Origin of the sequence: Pseudomonas sp. BT76 TE3572 (assembly GCF_050435365.1) — a bacterium.
Lineage (GTDB): Bacteria > Pseudomonadota > Gammaproteobacteria > Pseudomonadales > Pseudomonadaceae > Aquipseudomonas > Aquipseudomonas fluorescens_W.
This window is the reverse complement of sequence record NZ_JBNDKE010000001.1, coordinates 4725040-4743858: the sequence shown is the minus strand read 5'-3', so window position 1 is coordinate 4743858 and position 18819 is coordinate 4725040. Positions and strand designations below refer to the sequence as shown.

The 18819-nt window shown below is 60.8% G+C and carries 14 protein-coding genes; 11 read left to right on the top strand and 3 right to left on the bottom strand.

Going from position 1 to position 18819, the window contains the following annotated elements; translation table 11 throughout:
- Genes ABH912_RS21455 through ABH912_RS21420 form a run of 8 tightly spaced genes read left to right on the top strand, consistent with a single transcriptional unit; the run spans window position 1 to window position 9255 of the window.
- Window positions 1–1044, top strand: a complete 1044-nt coding sequence (locus tag ABH912_RS21455) for a hypothetical protein (RefSeq protein ID WP_429511600.1) — start codon at window positions 1–3, stop codon at window positions 1042–1044.
- Window positions 1044–3035 (top strand): vWA domain-containing protein, encoded by a 1992-nt coding sequence (locus ABH912_RS21450; RefSeq protein WP_429511599.1) that lies wholly within the window; start codon window positions 1044–1046, stop codon window positions 3033–3035. The genes ABH912_RS21455 and ABH912_RS21450 overlap by 1 nt, the downstream gene beginning before the upstream one ends.
- 10 nt (window positions 3036–3045) lie before the next feature.
- Window positions 3046–3747 carry an ABC transporter ATP-binding protein gene (locus ABH912_RS21445; protein ID WP_429511598.1) on the top strand — a complete coding sequence of 234 codons (702 nt, stop codon included), beginning with the start codon at window positions 3046–3048 and terminating at the stop codon, window positions 3745–3747.
- Window positions 3731–4954: an ABC transporter permease gene (locus ABH912_RS21440; RefSeq protein ID WP_033060711.1), complete on the top strand. Its 1224-nt coding sequence runs from the start codon at window positions 3731–3733 to the stop codon at window positions 4952–4954. Before ABH912_RS21445 ends, ABH912_RS21440 begins: the two co-directional genes overlap by 17 nt.
- On the top strand, window positions 4944–6488 hold the full coding sequence (locus ABH912_RS21435; protein WP_429511597.1) for an SUMF1/EgtB/PvdO family nonheme iron enzyme: 1545 nt from the start codon (window positions 4944–4946) through the stop codon (window positions 6486–6488). The genes ABH912_RS21440 and ABH912_RS21435 overlap by 11 nt, the downstream gene beginning before the upstream one ends.
- A gap of 34 nt (window positions 6489–6522) precedes the next feature.
- Window positions 6523–7257: a hypothetical protein gene (locus ABH912_RS21430; protein WP_033060714.1), complete on the top strand. Its 735-nt coding sequence runs from the start codon at window positions 6523–6525 to the stop codon at window positions 7255–7257.
- Between the two features lie 4 nt (window positions 7258–7261).
- Window positions 7262–7768: a hypothetical protein gene (locus tag ABH912_RS21425; RefSeq protein WP_033060716.1), complete on the top strand. Its 507-nt coding sequence runs from the start codon at window positions 7262–7264 to the stop codon at window positions 7766–7768.
- 56 nt (window positions 7769–7824) lie between these two features.
- Entirely contained in the window at window positions 7825–9255 is a 1431-nt protein-coding gene (locus ABH912_RS21420; protein ID WP_429511596.1) for a vWA domain-containing protein, read from the top strand.
- Between the two features lie 124 nt (window positions 9256–9379).
- On the opposite strand, the gene ABH912_RS21415 is transcribed toward ABH912_RS21420, so the two are convergent.
- Together ABH912_RS21415 and ABH912_RS21410 are read right to left on the bottom strand one after the other, a co-directional pair.
- Entirely contained in the window at window positions 9380–11356 is a 1977-nt protein-coding gene (locus tag ABH912_RS21415; RefSeq protein WP_429511595.1) for a methyl-accepting chemotaxis protein, read from the bottom strand.
- Between the two features lie 183 nt (window positions 11357–11539).
- Window positions 11540–12460 (bottom strand): LysR substrate-binding domain-containing protein, encoded by a 921-nt coding sequence (locus ABH912_RS21410; RefSeq protein ID WP_429511594.1) that lies wholly within the window; start codon window positions 12458–12460, stop codon window positions 11540–11542.
- 159 nt (window positions 12461–12619) lie between these two features.
- On the opposite strand from ABH912_RS21410, the gene ABH912_RS21405 reads away from it, so the two are divergent.
- Complete coding sequence (locus tag ABH912_RS21405; RefSeq protein WP_429511593.1) at window positions 12620–14014, top strand: NorM family multidrug efflux MATE transporter; 1395 nt, start codon at window positions 12620–12622, stop codon at window positions 14012–14014.
- 109 nt (window positions 14015–14123) lie between these two features.
- Here ABH912_RS21405 and ABH912_RS21400 read toward each other — a convergent pair whose 3' ends face one another.
- Complete coding sequence (locus ABH912_RS21400) at window positions 14124–15797, bottom strand: putative bifunctional diguanylate cyclase/phosphodiesterase (RefSeq protein ID WP_033060723.1); 1674 nt, start codon at window positions 15795–15797, stop codon at window positions 14124–14126.
- A 263-nt stretch (window positions 15798–16060) separates the two neighbouring features.
- On the opposite strand from ABH912_RS21400, the gene rep reads away from it, so the two are divergent.
- Both rep and ABH912_RS21390 read left to right on the top strand, forming a co-directional pair.
- Complete coding sequence (rep, locus tag ABH912_RS21395; protein WP_008150203.1) at window positions 16061–18070, top strand: DNA helicase Rep; 2010 nt, start codon at window positions 16061–16063, stop codon at window positions 18068–18070.
- A 57-nt stretch (window positions 18071–18127) separates the two neighbouring features.
- The gene (locus tag ABH912_RS21390; protein ID WP_020799401.1) at window positions 18128–18700 is read left to right on the top strand and encodes a xanthine phosphoribosyltransferase; all 573 of its coding nucleotides are present in this window, start codon (window positions 18128–18130) and stop codon (window positions 18698–18700) included.
- Window positions 18701–18819 lie beyond the last annotated feature (119 nt).

The window sequence follows — 18819 nt, the reverse complement described above, 5'->3', positions numbered from 1 at the left end:
ATGCCAATTCGTGTCGACCTGCTCGCGTTAGAGCCCAATGTGCCTGGTCAGGCCCGCCTCACTGTGAAGAAATGGCAGGGTGGCGAGGAACAGCTGGAGTTTTCCATTCAGCGTAACCAGGATGGTTTTTACCTCCAGGACCACAAGGCCTGGAGCAACAATCCATTCTGGTTCAAGGTCTCGCGTTTCAACGTCACGGCCAGCGGCGAAGGCCTGGAAGCACAGGTCGGCCCGGACGTGGTCGACCCGCTGCTGGAAGGCGGCGCCAACTCGCAATTCCAGATCGAACTGCGCGAACAGAGCCAAGGCCACGCCGACAAAGGCGTGGTTCGGCCAGGCGTTGGCGTGTTGCCGTCCACGGCCGGCGGCCAGACGCGCTCAACTTACGGTGGCGCCGAACTGACGGCGCCAAATGCACCGGCACCGAATGCACCGGAACCGGCACCGGAAATCCCGGAGTTGCCTGAGCTAACCCTTTCCACCGCCGAACCAGAACTGGAATTGGAGTCGGTGCTCACCGAGCCCGCCTACACACCGCCTCCCGCACCGGTGAAGAAAAGCAACAAAGGCCTGATCGGCCTGTTGATTGTCGTGGTGTTGCTGCTGGCCGCGGGCGCCGGATTCTGGTTCTACAAACGCACCCCGCAGCCTGCCCCGGTAGCCGCAGCCCCTGCCACCGCACCGGCCGGTGCCGACGCTCAAGCCTGCACCCTCGATAGCATGAACAGCCTGCCCGAATTGACCTTCGTCCAGACCTGCATCAAGGCTGCGCCCGACAGTGCCAAGTTGCTGGAGATCATCAACCAGGCCAAGGCCGGCAAACACTGCGGTGTCGCCCAGCGCCTGTACGCCAACCGTGCCCAGGCCGGTGACGCGCTGATCGCCAACGCCTATGCCCGTGAATACGACCCTAAATACCTGAAGGCCAGCGAGTGCTTCCCGGCCGCGGACAACGCCACGGCGGCCTATTGGTACGAAACTATTCTTACCCAGGACCCGAACAACGCCGAAGCCAAGCAGCGTTTCGAGGAGTTGCAGAAGTGATGCGTTCGTCCGTGAGTCGATTCCTGTTGAGCGGCGCCGCATTGTTGGCGCTGTGTATCAGCCCGTTGTCCCAGGCCGATGACAAACCACTGATCCAGGCCGGTAAAAAGACCCTGTTCCAACGTGTGCTGACCACGCCGGGCTGCAAGATCAGCCCGACAGCGGGCGGTTCCGCAGGTGACGCACAACCGGTCTTCAGCCGCTTTTATGTGTACGAGCACGCCCAAGCGAACAACGCCGAATGGCTGAAAGTCGGCCCCGACAGCTATGGCAAAACCATTGGCTGGCTTCCTGCCAGCTGCACCACCGACTGGAAGATGCAGCTGACACTGGCCTTCACCAACCCGGCCAACCGCGACCGGTTGCTGTTCTTCAAGGACCGCGCCACCGTCGAAGGCATCCTCAATGCGCCGGACCCTGTCAGCAAGGTCGCGCCGCTGCGGGCCACGTTGAAAAAAGGTCAACAAGCACCGGGTGTACTGGCTCAGGAACCTGAATACTTCGTCGACCTGCAAAAGCAGTTCTACCTGCTGCCGGTGCTCAGCGGCGAAGAAGTCATGACCGAAGGCGGTTTCCGCACGCGCCTGCTCAACGTCGCGTCGGTCAGCAAGCCGGATGACAAGAATGCCAAGGGCGGTGCTGCGAACAGCGCGGCCGGCGGCAAGGAAGCTGCGGACAAAACGTCCAACCAACTGAAAGAATTCAGTGCGGCGGTGGTGTTTGTCATCGACTCGACGATATCGATGGACCCCTACATTGACCGTACTCGCGAGGCGATCCGTAAGGTTTATCAGCGGATCGAAGCGCAGAACCTCGGCAAGCAGGTCAAGTTCGGCATGGTCGCTTTCCGCTCCAACACCCAAGCGGTGCCGGGGCTGGAATACACCACCAAGATGTACGCCGACCCTACCAAGGTGAAAGACAGCGCCGACTTTTTCGCCAAGATCGCCGACCTCAAACAGGCCAACGTGTCGAGCAGCAGCTTCGATGAAGACTCGTTTGCCGGTGTCATGGACAGCATTGACAAGGTCGACTGGAGCCAGTTCGGCGCGCGCTACGTGGTGCTGATCACCGACGCGGGCGCCATCGAAGGCGACGACAAACTGTCGAAGACCGGCTTGAGCGCCGCGCAGGTGCGTATAGAAGCCGCCAACCCGGGCGTGGCGATTTACACCCTGCACTTGAAAACCCCCGCCGGGGCCAAGGACCACGCCAAGGCCGAAGCGCAGTACCGGAACCTGTCGACCTACCCGGGCACCAACACCTCGCTGTACTACCCGGTGAACGCTGGCGATGTGAATGAATTCGGGCGCAAGGTCGACGCTCTGGCCGCAGCGATCACCACTCAGGTGAAAGCCGCCTACATGGGCGAAGACGCCATCGGCAGTGCGGCGAACGCCAAGCAGGACCCGGCCGAGAAGAAGATGCTCGAAGACGCGGCGCTGATCGGCCACGCCATGCAACTCGCCTATCTCGGCGAGAAGACCAACAGCAAGGCCCCGCCGGTGTTCAAGGCATGGATCACTGACCGTGACCTGATCAAGCAGAACATCCCGACCACCGACGTGCGGGTGCTGCTGACCAAGTCCCAGCTCAGCGACTTGAGCGACGTGATGAAGAAGATTCTCGATGCCGCCAACGAAGGCCTGATTTCGCCGACGGAAATGTTCGATCGCCTGCGTTCGGTAGCCGCGACCATGGGCGCCGATCCCAATCAGCTCAAGCAAAACAGCAACGCCAAACTGGCGGACATGGGCGTCCTCGGCGAGTACCTCGAAGACCTGCCCTATCAGAGTGAAGTGCTGAACCTGGATGAAGAGACCTGGAAGAGCTGGGACGGTCTGGCGCAAGAGAAATTCATCCGTACGCTGAACACCAAACTGCGGCATTACCAGCGGTACAACGCGGATGTCGACCGTTGGGTGGCTTTGGCCAAGGACAGCGATGCACGGGACAACGTGTACCCCGTACCTCTGGAAATGATGCCTTAACGAGACGCCGATGCTCGATATCAAGAACCTGCTGGTGCGCCGTGGTGAAGGCGCGCTGGCCCATCACGTGCGCCTGCCCCACTTGCAGGTCGGTGCCGGGGAAATCCTCGCCATCACCGGCGAGAGCGGCAGCGGCAAAAGCACGTTGCTCGAAGCCATCGGCCTGTTGCTCGCGCCGATGGAGCTCGAGCGGTTTCGGCTGGGCGCGACGCAGGGTCAGGATATCGCCCAACTGCTTGCCAACGACGACCAGCCAGCCTTGGCGACCGTGCGCTCGCAGCATTTGGGGTTCATTTTGCAGAGTGGCGGCTTGCTGCCGTTCCTGAGCGTGCGGGACAACATCAGCCTGCCACGCCGGTTGCTCGGGATGCCGGCAAAGAGCGCGCACATCGACCATGCGGTTGACGTGTTGCGCCTGCAAGGCTTGCTGGACAAACACCCTCAAGCGTTGTCGATCGGCGAACGCCAGCGCGTGGCCTGCGTGCGGGCAATTGCCCATGAACCGCTGCTGCTGTTGGCCGACGAGCCGACTGCCGCGCTCGACCCCCACAGTGCCCGGCGCTTGTTCGAGTTGCTACTGAGCCTGGTGTCGAGCATGGGTTTGAGCGCGCTCGTTGTGTCCCATGACTGGGCCTTGCTGAAGGATTTCGGCTTGCCGCGCCTCGGTGCGATCAGCCGTGAGGGAGAGACATCGTTTGAACCGATGGACTGAACGACTGCGCCTGCTGGGCTCACTGGCCCTGCAAGACCTCTGGCACGACCGCAAGGTCTCGCTGTGCATCGCCGCATCGCTGGTGGCGGTGATTGCGCCGTTGTTGCTGCTGTTCGGGCTCAAACACGGGGTGGTCAGCCAGTTGCAGGACGAACTGCTGCGCGACCCGCGCAACCTTGAAGTGAAGATGCTCAGCAACGGCAACTACGACACTGCCTGGATCGAGCGTTTGCGCCTGCGCCCCGAAACCGGTTTTGCCCTCGGCCAGACGCGCTCGCTCAATACCCAGGCTGACCTGCTGATCGGCATGCAACGGTTTGTCGAAGGCGCCGAGATCATCGCCACCGAACCGGGCGATCCACAGCTGAACCTGTCGTCGCTCACCCCTGTCGGTAATCAAGTGATCCTCAGCGCCAGTGCCGCGCAACGTTTACAGGCCAAGGCCGGCGACAGCGTGCAACTGCGCGCGTTGCGTCGCCTGGAAGGTGTCAATGAACGAGGAGAGATGACCCTGACGGTGCTGGCGGTGCTGGACGGCGCCCGCTTCGGCCGCGCGGCCGGGTTTGTCGCCCCGCCGCTGCTGCTGGATCTGGAGCGCTTTCGCGACGGTTATCAGGTCAGTGCGTTCGGCGTTATCACCGGCAAGCCTCTGGGCGATCTGCAACCGCTGTATGCCCGCGCCCGCGTGTATGCGCGCGACATCGATCAAGTCGCACCGCTGGAGCACTGGCTCAACGAACAACACATCGAAACGTCGAGCCGGCTGGCCGACATCGACAATGTCAAAGCCATCAACCATGTGCTGGGGCTGATCTTCGGCGTGATCGCCGTGGCGGCGCTGATTGGCTGCGTGGCGTCGATGGTCGGCGCGTTCCTGGCCAACATCGACCGCAAACGCAAAAGCCTCGCGGTCCTGCGTCTGTTAGGTTTCAAGCGTCGGGCCGTCGGCGGCTTCGTGGTCCTGCAAGCGCTGGTACTGAGCCTGGCCGGCTACGTTGGCGGGCTGGGGTTTTATGCCGTCGGCAGTCATCTGTTCGACTACTTGCTCGGCAGCAGCCAGGCCACCGGCACCTTCGTTTGCCACATCACTGTCTGGCATGGCCTTGCCGCCCTGCTCCTGACTTTTTTGGTCGCTGCATTGGTGGCCGTGATCGGCGCCGTGCGAGCCATCAACATCCAACCTGCGGAGAGTCTGCGTGAGCTATAAACGTTTTGGCTTGCTGTTGCCCCTGAGCCTCGGCTATGTGCTCGATGCCTCGGCGGCGGGCTGGGAAGAGAAATTTTACAACCCGATGCCGGACGCCGCCGACGTGGTGCTGCCGATGCCCTGCGAAGGCTCCATGGTATTTCGCAAGGTGTTCATTCCGGTGGCCGGCCCGCTCGACGATTACCCGATCAACATCGGTCAGGACGGCGCGGAATATGGCTATGTCGAACAGACCCGCCCGACCTTTATTGCCGGCAGTTTTACCGGGGCCAAAAACGACAAGTCCCGCTACTACCTGATGGCCAAGTACGAGATGAGTCAGCTGCAATACGCCGCACTGACCGAAGCAACCTGCCCCACCGCCGCCACCAAAATGCGCGTACCGCAAACGGCCGTGAGCTGGGTGCAAGCCATCGAAGCCGCCGACAAGTACAACCTGTGGCTGCGCAAAAACGCCGCCAACAAGTTGCCCAAGGAGGACGGCGCACTGGGCTTCCTGCGCCTGCCGACTGAAGTCGAGTGGGAGTTCGCCGCGCGCGGCGGGCTGGAAGTCGCTGCTGCAGAGTTTCGCGACACGCACTACCCGATGCCGGAGGGCATCAATGCCTACGAGTGGTTCGCCGGGGCGCAATCGTCCAACGGCAAAGTGCAGTTGTCCGGTCTGCAAAAGCCCAATCCGCTGGGTCTGCATGACATGCTCGGCAACGTCGACGAAATGATGTTCGAGCCGTTTCGCCTGAACAAACTTGATCGCCAGCACGGTCAGGCCGGCGGCTATGTGGTGCGTGGCGGCAACTATTTGACCGCGCAGGCCGACCTGCGAACTGCGTTGCGCAAGGAAGAGCCGTATTACAACGCCGACGGTCAGGTGAAAAACAAAACCACCGGCCTGCGCCTGGTCATGGTCTCACCGACCCTCACCTCTCGCGAACGTGTCGCCAGCATCGAAAGCAGCTGGAAGAAACTTGGCACCGGCAGCAAGGAAACCGAATCCGCCGACAAAGGCACCGTTCAATCTCTGAACAGCCTTGCCTCGGGCGTCGAAGACAAAGCGCTCAAGGAAAAACTCCAGGCCCTGGAAAACAAGCTGCGCGCCAGTAACCAGCAGCAGGAAGAAACCCGCGACCAGGCGATTCGCGCCAGCCTCAATCTGGGCGCATTCTTGTGCACCAAGATGCTAGACGACGGCCAGTACGTGGACTTCTTGCAAAAGAACTACAAACTCAACTGCGAAAGCGCGGACAAAGACGCCAGTTGCGACATGCGCAAAGGCAAGCTCGACGAGCAGAAGGATCGCCTGCACAAACTCAGCCGTTACTACGCCAGCAGCCTGGTGGAATCGGCGACCTTGTACGGCCAGCCATTGCTTGAAACGCAGGTCCCGGTGATGGACGAAATCATCACCCGCAACAAACAGCTGCAAGACCTCAAACCTTACTTGCGCACCCACTGGGCCAATCAGAAGGCGTTCCTGCAAAAGCAGAAGATCGATACTGAAGCCTGGCTGAACAGCTGCAAAACCGTTACTCAATAACAACATTTCAACACCGTTACCGAGGAGTTTCACCATGTCGCGCAGCCTTTGGACTCGCTTCAAGCTACAGATCGCTTTCGTTGTCGCCGGCAGCCTGCTGCTGACGGGTTGCGCCAACACCGGTAGCTCCATGCTCGGCGACAGCGACGGAACCGACCCGCGCCTGACCCAGGGCCAGGACGCTGAATTCTTCAGCAAGTCCGGCTACCAGGCCTGCGCCGTCGGCGCCGGTGTCGGCATCCTCGCTTGCGCACTGTCCAACAGTAACAACAAGGGAGTCTGCGCCATCGCCGCCGGTATTACGGCGTGTGGTGTGGCCATGGGCGCGAACTACTATCTGGATCAGCGTCGCAGCGAATACGCCGACACCTCCACCCGCTTGGCTAAAATGAACAGCGACGTCGAACAAGACACCCAGAACGTGATCGCCCGTACCGCGACCGCTCAGCAAGTGATCAAAGATGATCAGGCGAAAATCGCCCGGATCAAAAAGGACATCGCCAACAAGAAAGTCGACAGGAGCCAGGCCCAGGCGCAAATCGCCGAGATCGATTCCAACATCGCGCGCCTGCGTAAAGACCTCGGCAACATGCGCATCAAAGTCACCGAGTACACCAAGGTGGCAGACGCCGAGCGTGCACAAGGCGCCACCGGCGCCGAGATCAAGCAGGTGGACATGAACATTAAGAAAATGAACCAGAAAGTCGCTGCCCTGCAGAAGGAAGTCGACGGTCTGTACAGCCAACGCTCCGCAATCACCCTGGGCTAAGCACATGACGCTACGACAACTGGCGGTCCTCACCGCCGTCCTGGCCTTGAGCGGTTGCGCGACCACGCCGGGCGAATGCGATGCGACCAATCGCGACAGCAGCATGCTGACCAAGATGAACTGCGACTACTCCGGTGGTTACAGCGATCAGGTCAAGCAGAAGGAACAGGCCCTGAGCGAGTCCCGTCAGCAAAACGCAATGTTCCGTCAGGTGTACGAGAACATTCAGGCCCAGCAGCTCAGCACCAAAACCGACCTGGCCAGCCAGCAGAAAGCCCAGGCGGCGCTGAATCAGTCACTGGGTAAATTGCTGACCTCGCTCAAGGCCCGGCATGGCAATGAAACCCAGGTGAAAAAGCAGATCGCCGATCTCGAGCAGCAGCTCAAGGCTTCGCAAGCGGCACCAATGGCCAAGTCAACGCCAGCGACACTGGCGGCCAAGCAGAAAGAGCTGAAGGCGTTGCAGAAGAAGGTCAATCAGCTGCAATTCAGCCTCGGCTACGAAGAGTAACTTTTCACCCCGCAGGCCTCCCGATGGAGGCCTGCACTTTTTCAGGAATCGTCGTCATGCAGCGGGTCATCAGGGATGCGCAAGCCACATCGGAGGGGATGAGTGCACTGCAAGCCAAAGTCGCCCTCATCCAGAAACACTTTCCGCCGACCGTCGCCAGCCTTTTTGCCATCCCGCGGATGGGCAGCGGCGACGTGCTGGAGTGGTGGACCGAACTGGGTGGCCAACCTACGCCCTACGCGGACCTCAATGAGGACGCGCAACGACGTTTGCTGGAAACCTATGAAGTGCGTCAGACGTCCCTCGGACAGTTGGCGGACGAACTGCAAAGACGTGGTCAAGCGACGGAAGCGCAAGACCTGCGCAGCCTGCTCGGCACGCCTGAGCTGGACAAACTCTACAGCCTCAACGGTGAGCCTTTGGTCGTGCGCTGGAACCAGCGTCCGCCCAAACCGATCGTGCCGCCAGTGATTCCTGTGGTGCCGGTCGTACCGCCGTCGCGCCGTGGCTGGTGGATCGCGGCGGCCTTGCTTGCGCTGCTGTTGCTGCTTCTGGCGCTGTGGCTCTGGTGGTTCCTGCACCGTGAACCGGTTGTCGTGGTTCCACCGGTAGCGCCGGTAGCGCCGGTGGTGACACCGGTGGAGAAACCGGTTGAACCGGTACCCGAGCCTGTCGTGGAACCTGAACCGGAACCTGCTCCGAAACCAGAACCCGCGCCAGCACCGGTGCCGCCGCCCAAGCCGGTCCCACCACCAAAACCGGTCGTGGCCGCGCCGCCACCACCGCCACCTCCACCTCCAGCCCCGACGCTGGATAACTACGCATGCCGCAAAAAAGCGCCTGATGCCGTGCCCCCGCAATTTGTGGTGGTACTCGACACCTCGGGTTCGATGGACTTGAACATCAAGTCGGTGAAAGCCGACGAGGACTGGTTCTTCGGCAATGAGATGAACAAGTACCTGGACCCGAACCGCACCATGCAGATCTTTGCCAAGCCCAGCCGCATGGACGTCGCCAAGGAATCGCTGGCCGGCATGATCAATGGGCTGGACCCGAAGATCGACACGCGCCTGATCACCTTCGCCGGTTGCGAAAGAACACCGGACCAGGGCGTGTTCAAGCTTGGCGACCGCCCGCGGCTGATCAACGGGATTCGCGGTCTGGTTCCCAACGATGGCACACCACTGGCTGACAGCCTGGCCTACGCCGCCAGCAAGGTCGACGGGCGCAATAACGATGCAGTGATCGTGATGTTCGTCGACGGCGAGGACGGTTGCGATAAAGACGCCTGCGCGGTATCCCGTCGCATCGCCAGGGAACAACCACGCCTGCGGGTCAACGTGGTGAAAATCGGTGCCGGTGGCCCGTCACGTTGCATCGCTGAAAACACCGGTGGCCGGGTTTACAGCAGCACCAATGCGGCGGAGTTGGGCAAGCAGTTGAAACTGGCGACCAAGGAAGTGTCGAGCAATGCCAAGTGTGACTAGCCTGGGGACAGATCCTGAATTGAGGTGACCCCATCGCGAGCAAGCTCGCTCCAACAGGGTTTTGTGTCGATCACAAATCCAGTGTAGGAGCGAGCCTGCTCGCGATGGCTATATCAGAGGCGCCTCAACGAAACCGGTCAACCTCATGCCGCAAGTCCGCCGCCAGCTTCTCCAGCTCTTTGGCGGTGATCGCCAGATTGGACACCACTTCGCGCTGCTCACTGTTCGCCAGGGCAATGCTTTGCAGGTTGCTGCTCAGCAAGGTGGCGGTACTGCTCTGCTCTTGAGTCGCGGTGGTGATCGCCGCGAATTGCTGACCGGCAGAATGGCTTTGCTCATCGATCCGTGCCAGGGCACTGGCGACGTTGGCGTTGCGTGACAGGCCTTCCTGCATCAACACATTGCCCTGTTCCATGGTGCTGATGGCGTTGCCGGTTTCCTGCTGGATACTTTGAATCATTCCGGAAATTTCATCTGTCGCCTGACGGGTACGCGAAGCCAGGTTGCGAACCTCATCGGCTACCACGGCAAAACCACGCCCCTGCTCACCGGCACGAGCGGCTTCGATGGCGGCGTTGAGCGCCAGCAGGTTGGTTTGATCGGCAATCGAGGTAATCACACCGACAATGCCGCCGATTTCCTGGGAGCGCTGACCCAAGGTATTGATCACCGCCGCCGTGCTGTTCAACGCGCCAGCGATTTGCTCCAGAGACGAGGACGCTTCGCCCATCGACGTACGACCGATCTGGGTTTGTTGTGCGTTTTCCTGGGCCAGACGCTGGGTGTTGCCCATGTTGTCGGCGATGTTCAGGGACGTTGCGCTGAACTCTTCCACGGCGCCGGCCATGCTGGTGATTTCGCCCGACTGCTGTTCCATCCCTTCATAGGCGCCGCCGGACAGACCGGACAAGGCCTGGGCGCGGCTGTTGACCTCTTGCGAAGCCTTACGGATGTGCTCGACCATGGTCGACAGCGCTTGGCTCATCTGGTTGAACGCGCGGGCCAGCTGACCGATTTCGTCATTGCTCGATACGTTCAGCCGCACGCTCAAATCACCGGCGCCCAAGGCTTCGGCCTGACGCACCAGATCACCCAAAGGCGCGAGTTTGCTGCGCAGCAACCAGACCGCCGCCCCCACAGCGATCAACATCGCCAGCAGACTGCCAATCGCCAATTGAATGCCGACACTCCAGGTCACAGCACGAATTTCGGTTTTCGGCATGCTCGCCACCACCGACCAAGGCCCGCCTTCAAACGGTACGGCAATGCTGTAGAAATCTTCGGACTTGTCGCTCCAGAACTTGCCCTTGCCCGGCGTCTTCGCCAAGTCAACGATGGTCGGAGTCGCTTGATCCAGCGCTTGTACGCCCGCGATCGGCACCAGCCATTTGCTCTGTTCATCCAGCAGCGCCAGGGAACCGGTCTGGCCGATACGGAAACGCTTGAGGTTGGCAAACTGCGCGTTCTGCGCGTCGGTGTAGTCGAATCCTACGAACAGCACGGCAATCACCTTACCGCCACTGTCACGTACGGGGGTGTACTGAGTCATGTAGGAGCGGTCGAACAACAAGGCACGACCGACGTAGGCCTGCCCCGCCATCAAGCGCGCATAGGCCGGGTTCGCGTGATCGAGCAGCGTACCGATGGCCCGGCTGCCGTCCTGTTTGCTCAGGGACGTGCTGACCCGGATGAAGTCTTCGCCGCTGCGCACAAACACCGTCGCAACGCCGGCGGTCATTTGCTTGAACTCGTCCACTTCCTTGAAATTGTTGTTCAGCACTTCGCTGCCCAGGTGCAGGCCCGGCGTCTGCGCGCCCGCTACCGCCACCGGTTCATCCGGATGCGCGCTCAAACCGGCGCTGAAGCGCTTCTCGAACAGACCGCTCAGGCGCTGGGTGCTTTCACGCAACGTGCCGTGAAAGGTACTCAACTGATCGGCCAGCAACCGGGCTTCACTGGCCAGGTGCTCTTCGCGGGTGGCGAGGTTGGCGGCGTCCAGCGAACGAAGGGCGAATACGGTACTGCCGCTGATGACAATCGCCAGTATCACGGCAAGCGCAAGACCAAGCTGTGAGGCGATCCGGGCACGAGGTTGAGACATGACAGCTCCTGGCCGAGCGACCGGATCATCCTTGATCTGGCTGCACACTCAGCAAAATTCTAATAATGGGAATTGCGTCGAACCTGCACGAAGGTTCCACCTGCCTTTTCGGCGGACAATCTGAATACTTGAGTAATTAACCGGGATATGGCTCAAGGCCGCCATTGCGGCGGCTCTATCGATTCAGCCCAGGTGTTGAACGTCGGGCAATTCCATTGCTCGGGCTTCGCCTTGCAGGAAATCGCTGAGCCTGCGCAAACGTTCACCACCGGGGCGGGTTTTCGGCCAGACCAGGTAATATTTCTCACCGCTGGCAACGGCTGTCGGCCACGGCAAACTCAGACGCCCCTGAGCCACATCTTCCGCCACCATCAGCAGATCGCCCATGGACACGCCATAACCTCGGGCGGCGGCGATCATGCCCAGTTCCAGCGTGTCGAACACCTGCCCGCCCTTGAGCGACACCTGATCCACCAGCCCCATACGCTCCAGCCAGCTGCGCCAGTCGCGACGATCCGGCGTCGGGTGCAGCAATTCGGCATTGGCCAGCCGTGCGACATCCCACGGTTGATCCTGCAGAAGATTCGGCGCGCCGACTGGAATCAGCTCTTCCGAGAACAGGAAACTCGCCTCCCAGTCCGGCGGAAAATGCCCGTTGCTGAGGATGACGGCGCAGTCGAACGGTTCATGGTTGAAGTCCACCGAGTCGACATCCATCCAGGCGCTGGTCAATTGCACCTCGTTGCCCGGTTGCAGGTGCCGAAAGCGGCTGAGCCGTGCCAGCAGCCAGCGCATGGTCAGGGTCGACGGCGCTTTCATGCGCAGGATGTCATCTTCGGCACGCAAGGTATTGCAGGCCCGCTCCAGCGCGGTGAAGCCTTCGCGAATGCCGGGCAGGATCAACCGCGCCGATTCGGTGAGTTGCAGATTGCGCCCACTGCGGTGAAACAGCCGACAGGCAAAATGCTCTTCCAGCGTACGAATGTGCCGGCTGACCGCGCTTTGGGTGATCGACAGTTCTTCGGCCGCACGGGTAAACGAGCTGTGCCGTGCCGCCGCTTCGAATGCGCGCAGGGCATACAAGGGAGGAAGACGACGGGACATTCGGAAAGCTCCTATAGCGGGATTCGGTCACCCTAGCAGAAACTTTCCAGCATGAGTTTGAATCATGCAACCCATCCTTTTTATCCCTTTGTGCAAACCCCGTAGAGCGCCGAGAATCGACGCTTTCCTGTCCCTCTTTAATTATCGAGCGTGATGACCATGCAGCATCCAGCACGTACCGAACTCTGGGCCATCCTGCGGCTGGCGGGGCCGTTGATTGCCTCGCAGTTGGCGCACATGCTGATGGTCCTCACCGACACCTTGATGATGGCGCGCCTGAGTCCAGAGGCGCTGGCCGGTGGCGGCCTGGGCGCAGCGACATACTCGTTCGTGTCGATCTTCTGCATTGGCGTGATCGCCGCGGTCGGCACCCTCGTGGCCATCCGTCAGGGTGCCGGCGACATCGTCGGCGCCGCCAGGCTGACCCAGGCCGGGTTATGGCTGGCGTGGTTGATGGCGTTGGTGGCCGGGCTGCTGCTGTGGAACCTCAAACCGGTGTTGCTGCTGTTCGGCCAGACCGAAACCAACGTCCACGCGGCCGGGCAGTTCTTGCTGATCCTGCCGTTCGCCCTGCCCGGCTACCTGAGCTTCATGGCCCTGCGCGGCTTCACCAGCGCCATCGGCCGCGCAACACCGGTGATGGTCATTAGCCTCGGCGGCACCGTGGCTAACTTCCTGCTCAATTACGCATTGATTACCGGCATGTTCGGCCTGCCGAAACTGGGGTTGATGGGCATCGGGCTGGTCACCGCTATTGTCGCCAACTGCATGGCGCTGGCGCTGGCCTGGCACATCCGTCGGCATCCGGCTTACGACGCCTATCCCTTGCGTCAGGGCTTGTCGCGACCTAACCGTCAGTATCTGAAGGAACTGTGGCGCCTGGGCCTGCCGATTGGTGGCACCTACGCGGTGGAAGTCGGCCTGTTTGCGTTCGCCGCGCTGTGCATGGGCACCATGGGCAGTACGCAAATGGGCGCACATCAGATTGCCCTGCAAATCGTCTCGGTGGCGTTCATGGTTCCGGCGGGGATTTCCTATGCGATCACCATGCGCATCGGGCAGCACTACGGCGCCGGGCAACTTCTGGATGCACGGCTGGCCGGTCGGGTCGGCATCGCTTTTGGCGCGGCGGCGATGCTTGCCTTCGCCATGGTCTTCTGGTTGCTGCCGAATCAGTTGATCGGCTTGTTCCTGGACCACAACGACCCGGCGTATCGCGACGTCATCAACCTGGCTGTGAGCCTGTTGGCGGTCGCCGCGTGGTTCGAGCTGTTCGACGGCACGCAAACCATCGCCATGGGCTGCATTCGCGGGCTCAAGGATGCCAAGACCACGTTCCTGGTGGGGTTGGGCTGTTATTGGCTGATTGGCGCGCCAGCCGCCTGGTGGATGGCCTTCCATTTGAATTGGGGGCCGACAGGCGTCTGGTGGGGATTGGCGTTGGGGCTGGCGTGCGCGGCGGTGAGCCTGACACTGGCGTTTGAGTGGAAGATGAAAAAGATGATTCGTCGGGAGCCGTCGTCGCGGCGCTTCGAAACTGCCCAGACCGAGTGAAATCCCCCTGTAGGAGTGAGCCTGCTCGCGATAGCGGTGTACCAGTTAACAACTATGTTGACTGACACACCGCTATCGCGAGCAGGCTCACTCCTACAGGGATTTTGGGTTAGTTCACTACTTCCAGTGCAGACTGCTGACCGCTGCCAAAGGTCAAATACTCAACCAGCTCCGCCAGCGGCAACGGCTTGCTGATCAAATATCCCTGCACCTGATCGCAGCCAAACCCGCGCAACAGATCCAGTTGCTCCGGCGTTTCCACGCCCTCGGCGACCACTTCAAGATTGAGGTTGTGCGCCAGATTGATCATGGCGTGGACCAGTTTGCGATTCTCTTCGCGCTGTTCCATGCCGCCGACAAAGCTCTTGTCGATCTTTAGCAAGGCAATCGGCAAGCTGTTGAGGTGCACGAACGAAGAGAAACCGGTGCCGAAGTCGTCGAGGGAGAAGCGCACACCCAGACGCCCCAACGCATCCATGGTCTGTTTGACCAGATCGCTGCGGCGCATCACCGCTGTTTCAGTCAGCTCGAATTCCAGCCATTGCGCCTCGACGCCGCGTTCGGCAATCAACCGGCTCAGCGTCGACAGCAACTGGCTGTCCTGAAACTGCCGGAACGACAGGTTGATCGCCATGTGCAACGCCGGCAAACCCCGTTCGCGCAACGCTTGCATGTCGCGCAAGGCCCGGGAAATCACCCAGTAACCCAGCGGCACAATCAACCCGCTCTGCTCGGCCAGCGGCACGAATTCGCTGGGAGGCAGCAAGCCGCGCTCGCCATGACGCCAGCGCACCAAGGCTTCGAGGCCGACGATCTGACCGTCCTCAAGGTTCAGGCGTGGCTGGTAATGCAGTTCCAGTTCATCCCGACGCAACGCCCGGCGCAGCTCGCTTTCGAGATCGGCCATGCTGCGGGCATTGCGATTGATGCGTTCGTTGAAGATGTGAAAAGTGCAGCCTTGAGTGCTTTTGGCTTGTTGCATGGCGATGTGTGCGTGCCACATCAGCGGGTCGGCGCCGGCCTGAGCCCGGGCGTGGGCAATGCCGAGGCTGGAACCGATCAACAGGCTTTCGCCGTCGACCCAGTAAGGCTCGGCCAGCGCTTCGGTAATGCGCTCGGCCATCCATTCGGCGCGCTGAGGCGCGCGGCGGGTGTCGATCAGCAGGGCGAACTCATCACTGCCCAGTCGGGCCAATTGATCGCTGGCCTCAAGCTGGCTTTTCAGCCGCGCGACCACTTGCAGGATCAAACGGTCACCGGCCTGGTGGCCGAGGGCATCGTTGGCGTGCCGGAAGTTATCGAGGTCGAGGTGACCGAGAGCCAGGCCGCGGCCGTCGTTTTCCGCCAGGCGTGCCGCCAGCAAGGTCTGGAAACCCTGGCGATTGGCGATGCCGGTGAGCGGGTCTTGCTCAGCCAGACGCTGCAGGGTGTTTTCCAGCAGGCCCCGCTCGCGCACATGCCGTAGGCACCGGCGCAACATGCCGGGATCGAGGTGATCGCGCACCAGCCAGTCACTCACCCCATCGGGCGGCGACAGCGGCTCATGTTCGAGCAGCAACACCGTCGGCAGATTGCAACGGCCAGGTAGAGGTTGAAGCGCTGGAATCGTCAACAACACCGCGCTGCGGTTGTCATCGAACAGACTGCTGACCGACTCCCAGCTCGGCGCGCTGATCAGCACGGTCGAGCTCCCCATCGGAGCCAGACACTCGCGCAACAACGCTGCCCACGCTGGCTCTTCGGCCAGTAGCAGCAAACGCAAGGGTTCGACAGGCGTAGACAAGCTAGCTCCCTAGACTCTGCAAAGATGTAGGCGGCGGGCATTATGCAGCGCCGGTAACCAATGACCAACCGACACCGGTTAACAAACGCGGCTTTGTATCCGGAATTACGAACATTAGACGCAAACTCACCGCGCATCCTGCGTGAAAGTATCAAAACCGGCAAATATAGATAGCGTGCTGCGTCACAAGTCGGAGAGAGCAGCACAATTCGCTGAGCCTGTTAAAATGCCGGCCCATTTCGCAAACGACTCCCTGATTTCGTATGTCCCGACTCAATCCCCGGCAGCAAGAAGCCGTGAGCTACGTCGGCGGCCCTCTTTTGGTGCTCGCCGGCGCAGGCTCCGGCAAGACCAGCGTGATCACGCGCAAGATCGCCCACTTGATCCAGAATTGCGGCATTCGCGCCCAGTACATCGTCGCCATGACCTTTACCAACAAGGCCGCGCGCGAGATGAAGGAACGGGTCGGCACCCTGCTCAAGGGCGGCGAAGGCCGCGGCCTGACCGTCTGCACCTTCCACAATCTGGGCCTGAACATCATCCGCAAGGAACACGTGCGGCTGGGCTACAAGCCGGGTTTCTCGATCTTCGACGAGACCGATGTCAAAGCCTTGATGACCGACATCATGCAGAAGGAATACTCGGGCGACGACGGCGTCGACGAGATCAAGAACATGATCGGCTCGTGGAAAAACGACCTGATCCTGCCGCCCGAGGCCCTGGAGAACGCGCGCAACCCCAAGGAACAGACCGCCGCCATCGTCTATACCCACTATCAGCGCACGCTCAAGGCGTTCAACGCGGTGGACTTCGACGACCTGATCCTGCTGCCGGTGAAGCTGTTCCAGGAACACGCCGACATCCTCGAAAAATGGCAGAACAAAGTCCGCTACCTGCTGGTGGACGAATACCAGGACACCAACGCCAGCCAGTATTTGCTGGTGAAGTTGCTGATTGGCATACGTAACCAGTTCACCGTGGTCGGCGATGACGACCAGTCGATCTACGCCTGGCGCGGTGCGCGGCCGGAAAACCTTATGCTGCTCAAGGACGATTACCCGTCCCTGAAAGTGGTGATGCTGGAGCAAAACTACCGCTCCACCAGCCGCATCCTGCGCTGCGCCAACGTGCTGATCTCGAACAACCCGCACGAATTCGAAAAGCAGCTGTGGAGCGAGATGGGCCACGGCGACGAGATCCGCGTGATCCGTTGCCGCAACGAAGACGCCGAAGCCGAACGCGTGGCCGTGGAACTGCTGACCCTGCACCTGCGCACGGATCGGCCATACAGCGATTTTGCGATCCTGTATCGCGGTAACTACCAGGCCAAGCTGATCGAGCTGAAGCTGCAACACCACCAGATTCCATATCGCCTGTCCGGCGGCAACAGCTTTTTCGGACGTCAGGAAGTGAAAGACCTGATGGCCTACTTCCGCCTGATCGTGAACCCGGACGACGACAACGCCTTCCTGCGGGTGATCAACGTCCCACGCCGGGAGATCGGTTCGACCACGCTGGAAAAGCTTGGCAACTACGCCACCGAACGCAAAATCTCGATGTACGCCGCCACCGACGAAATCGGTCTGGGCGAGCATCTGGATACGCGCTTCACCGATCGCCTGTCGCGCTTCAAGCGCTTCATGGACAAGGTCCGCGAGCAATGCGCCGGCGAAGACCCGATCTCGGCGCTGCGCAGCATGGTCATGGACATCGACTACGAGAACTGGCTGCGCACCAACAGCTCCAGCGACAAGGCCGCCGACTACCGCATGGGTAACGTCTGGTTCTTGATCGAGGCGTTGAAGAACACCCTCGAAAAAGACGAAGAAGGCGAGATGACCGTCGAAGACGCCATCGGCAAACTCGTCCTGCGTGACATGCTGGAACGCCAGCAGGAAGAGGAAGACGGCGCCGAAGGTGTGCAGATGATGACCCTGCACGCCTCCAAAGGCCTGGAATTCCCTTACGTGTTCATCATGGGCATGGAAGAGGAAATCCTCCCGCACCGCTCCAGCATCGAAGCCGACACCATCGAAGAAGAACGCCGGCTGGCCTACGTCGGGATTACCCGAGCGCGTCAGACGCTGGCCTTCACCTTCGCCGCCAAGCGTAAGCAATACGGTGAGATCATCGACTGCGCCCCGAGCCGCTTCCTCGATGAGCTGCCGCCGGACGATCTGGCCTGGGAAGGCACCGACGACACACCCGTTGAAGTCAAAGCCGTTCGCGGCAATACCGCATTGGCGGATATACGCGCGATGTTAAAGCGCTAGAATCGACTACTTTTTAACCAGCCTTAGGCGCACAAGCCGCCCGAAGAGGAAAGCTTCATGGAAGCACTGCACAAGAAAATTCGCGAAGAAGGCATCGTGCTTTCCGACCAGGTCCTGAAAGTCGACGCCTTTCTGAACCATCAGATCGACCCGGCCCTGATGAAGCTGATCGGCGACGAATTCGCCACGCTGTTCAAGGATTCGGGCATCACCAAGATCGTCACCATCGAAGCCTCGGGCATCGCACCGGCGATCATGACCGGCCTGAACCTCGGCGTGCCGGTGATTTTTGCGCGCAAGCATCAGTCCCTGACCCTGACCGAAAACCTGCTGTCGGCGACCGTTTACTCGTTCACCAAGCAGACCGAAAGCACCGTGGCGATCTCCCCGCGCCACCTGACCAGCAGCGACCGCGTGCTGATCATCGATGACTTTCTGGCCAACGGTAAGGCGTCGCAAGCGCTGATCTCGATCATCAAACAGGCCGGCGCTACCGTCGCGGGTTTGGGTATCGTGATCGAGAAGTCGTTCCAGGGCGGCCGTGCGGAACTGGATGCGCAGGGTTATCGCGTTGAATCGTTGGCTCGCGTGCAGTCGCTGGCGGGCGGCGTCGTAACCTTCATCGAATAACGCCACACCGAATATCCCCTGTAGGAGTGAGCCTGCTCGCGATAGCGGTGTGTCAGTCAACATAGTTGTTAACTGGTACACCGCTATCGCGAGCAGGCTCACTCCTACATTTAACCGCG

Coding starts and splice junctions, on each gene's coding strand:
- ABH912_RS21420 (WP_429511596.1), top strand. CDS start 7,825: ATGCAGCGGGTCATCAGGGATGCGCAAGCCACATCGGAGGGGATGAGT.
- ABH912_RS21390 (WP_020799401.1), top strand. CDS start 18,128: ATGGAAGCACTGCACAAGAAAATTCGCGAAGAAGGCATCGTGCTTTCC.
- ABH912_RS21445 (WP_429511598.1), top strand. CDS start 3,046: ATGCTCGATATCAAGAACCTGCTGGTGCGCCGTGGTGAAGGCGCGCTG.
- rep (WP_008150203.1), top strand. CDS start 16,061: ATGTCCCGACTCAATCCCCGGCAGCAAGAAGCCGTGAGCTACGTCGGC.
- ABH912_RS21455 (WP_429511600.1), top strand. CDS start 1: ATGCCAATTCGTGTCGACCTGCTCGCGTTAGAGCCCAATGTGCCTGGT.
- ABH912_RS21430 (WP_033060714.1), top strand. CDS start 6,523: ATGTCGCGCAGCCTTTGGACTCGCTTCAAGCTACAGATCGCTTTCGTT.
- ABH912_RS21450 (WP_429511599.1), top strand. CDS start 1,044: ATGCGTTCGTCCGTGAGTCGATTCCTGTTGAGCGGCGCCGCATTGTTG.
- ABH912_RS21410 (WP_429511594.1), bottom strand. CDS start 12,460: ATGTCCCGTCGTCTTCCTCCCTTGTATGCCCTGCGCGCATTCGAAGCG.
- ABH912_RS21415 (WP_429511595.1), bottom strand. CDS start 11,356: ATGTCTCAACCTCGTGCCCGGATCGCCTCACAGCTTGGTCTTGCGCTT.
- ABH912_RS21425 (WP_033060716.1), top strand. CDS start 7,262: ATGACGCTACGACAACTGGCGGTCCTCACCGCCGTCCTGGCCTTGAGC.
- ABH912_RS21405 (WP_429511593.1), top strand. CDS start 12,620: ATGCAGCATCCAGCACGTACCGAACTCTGGGCCATCCTGCGGCTGGCG.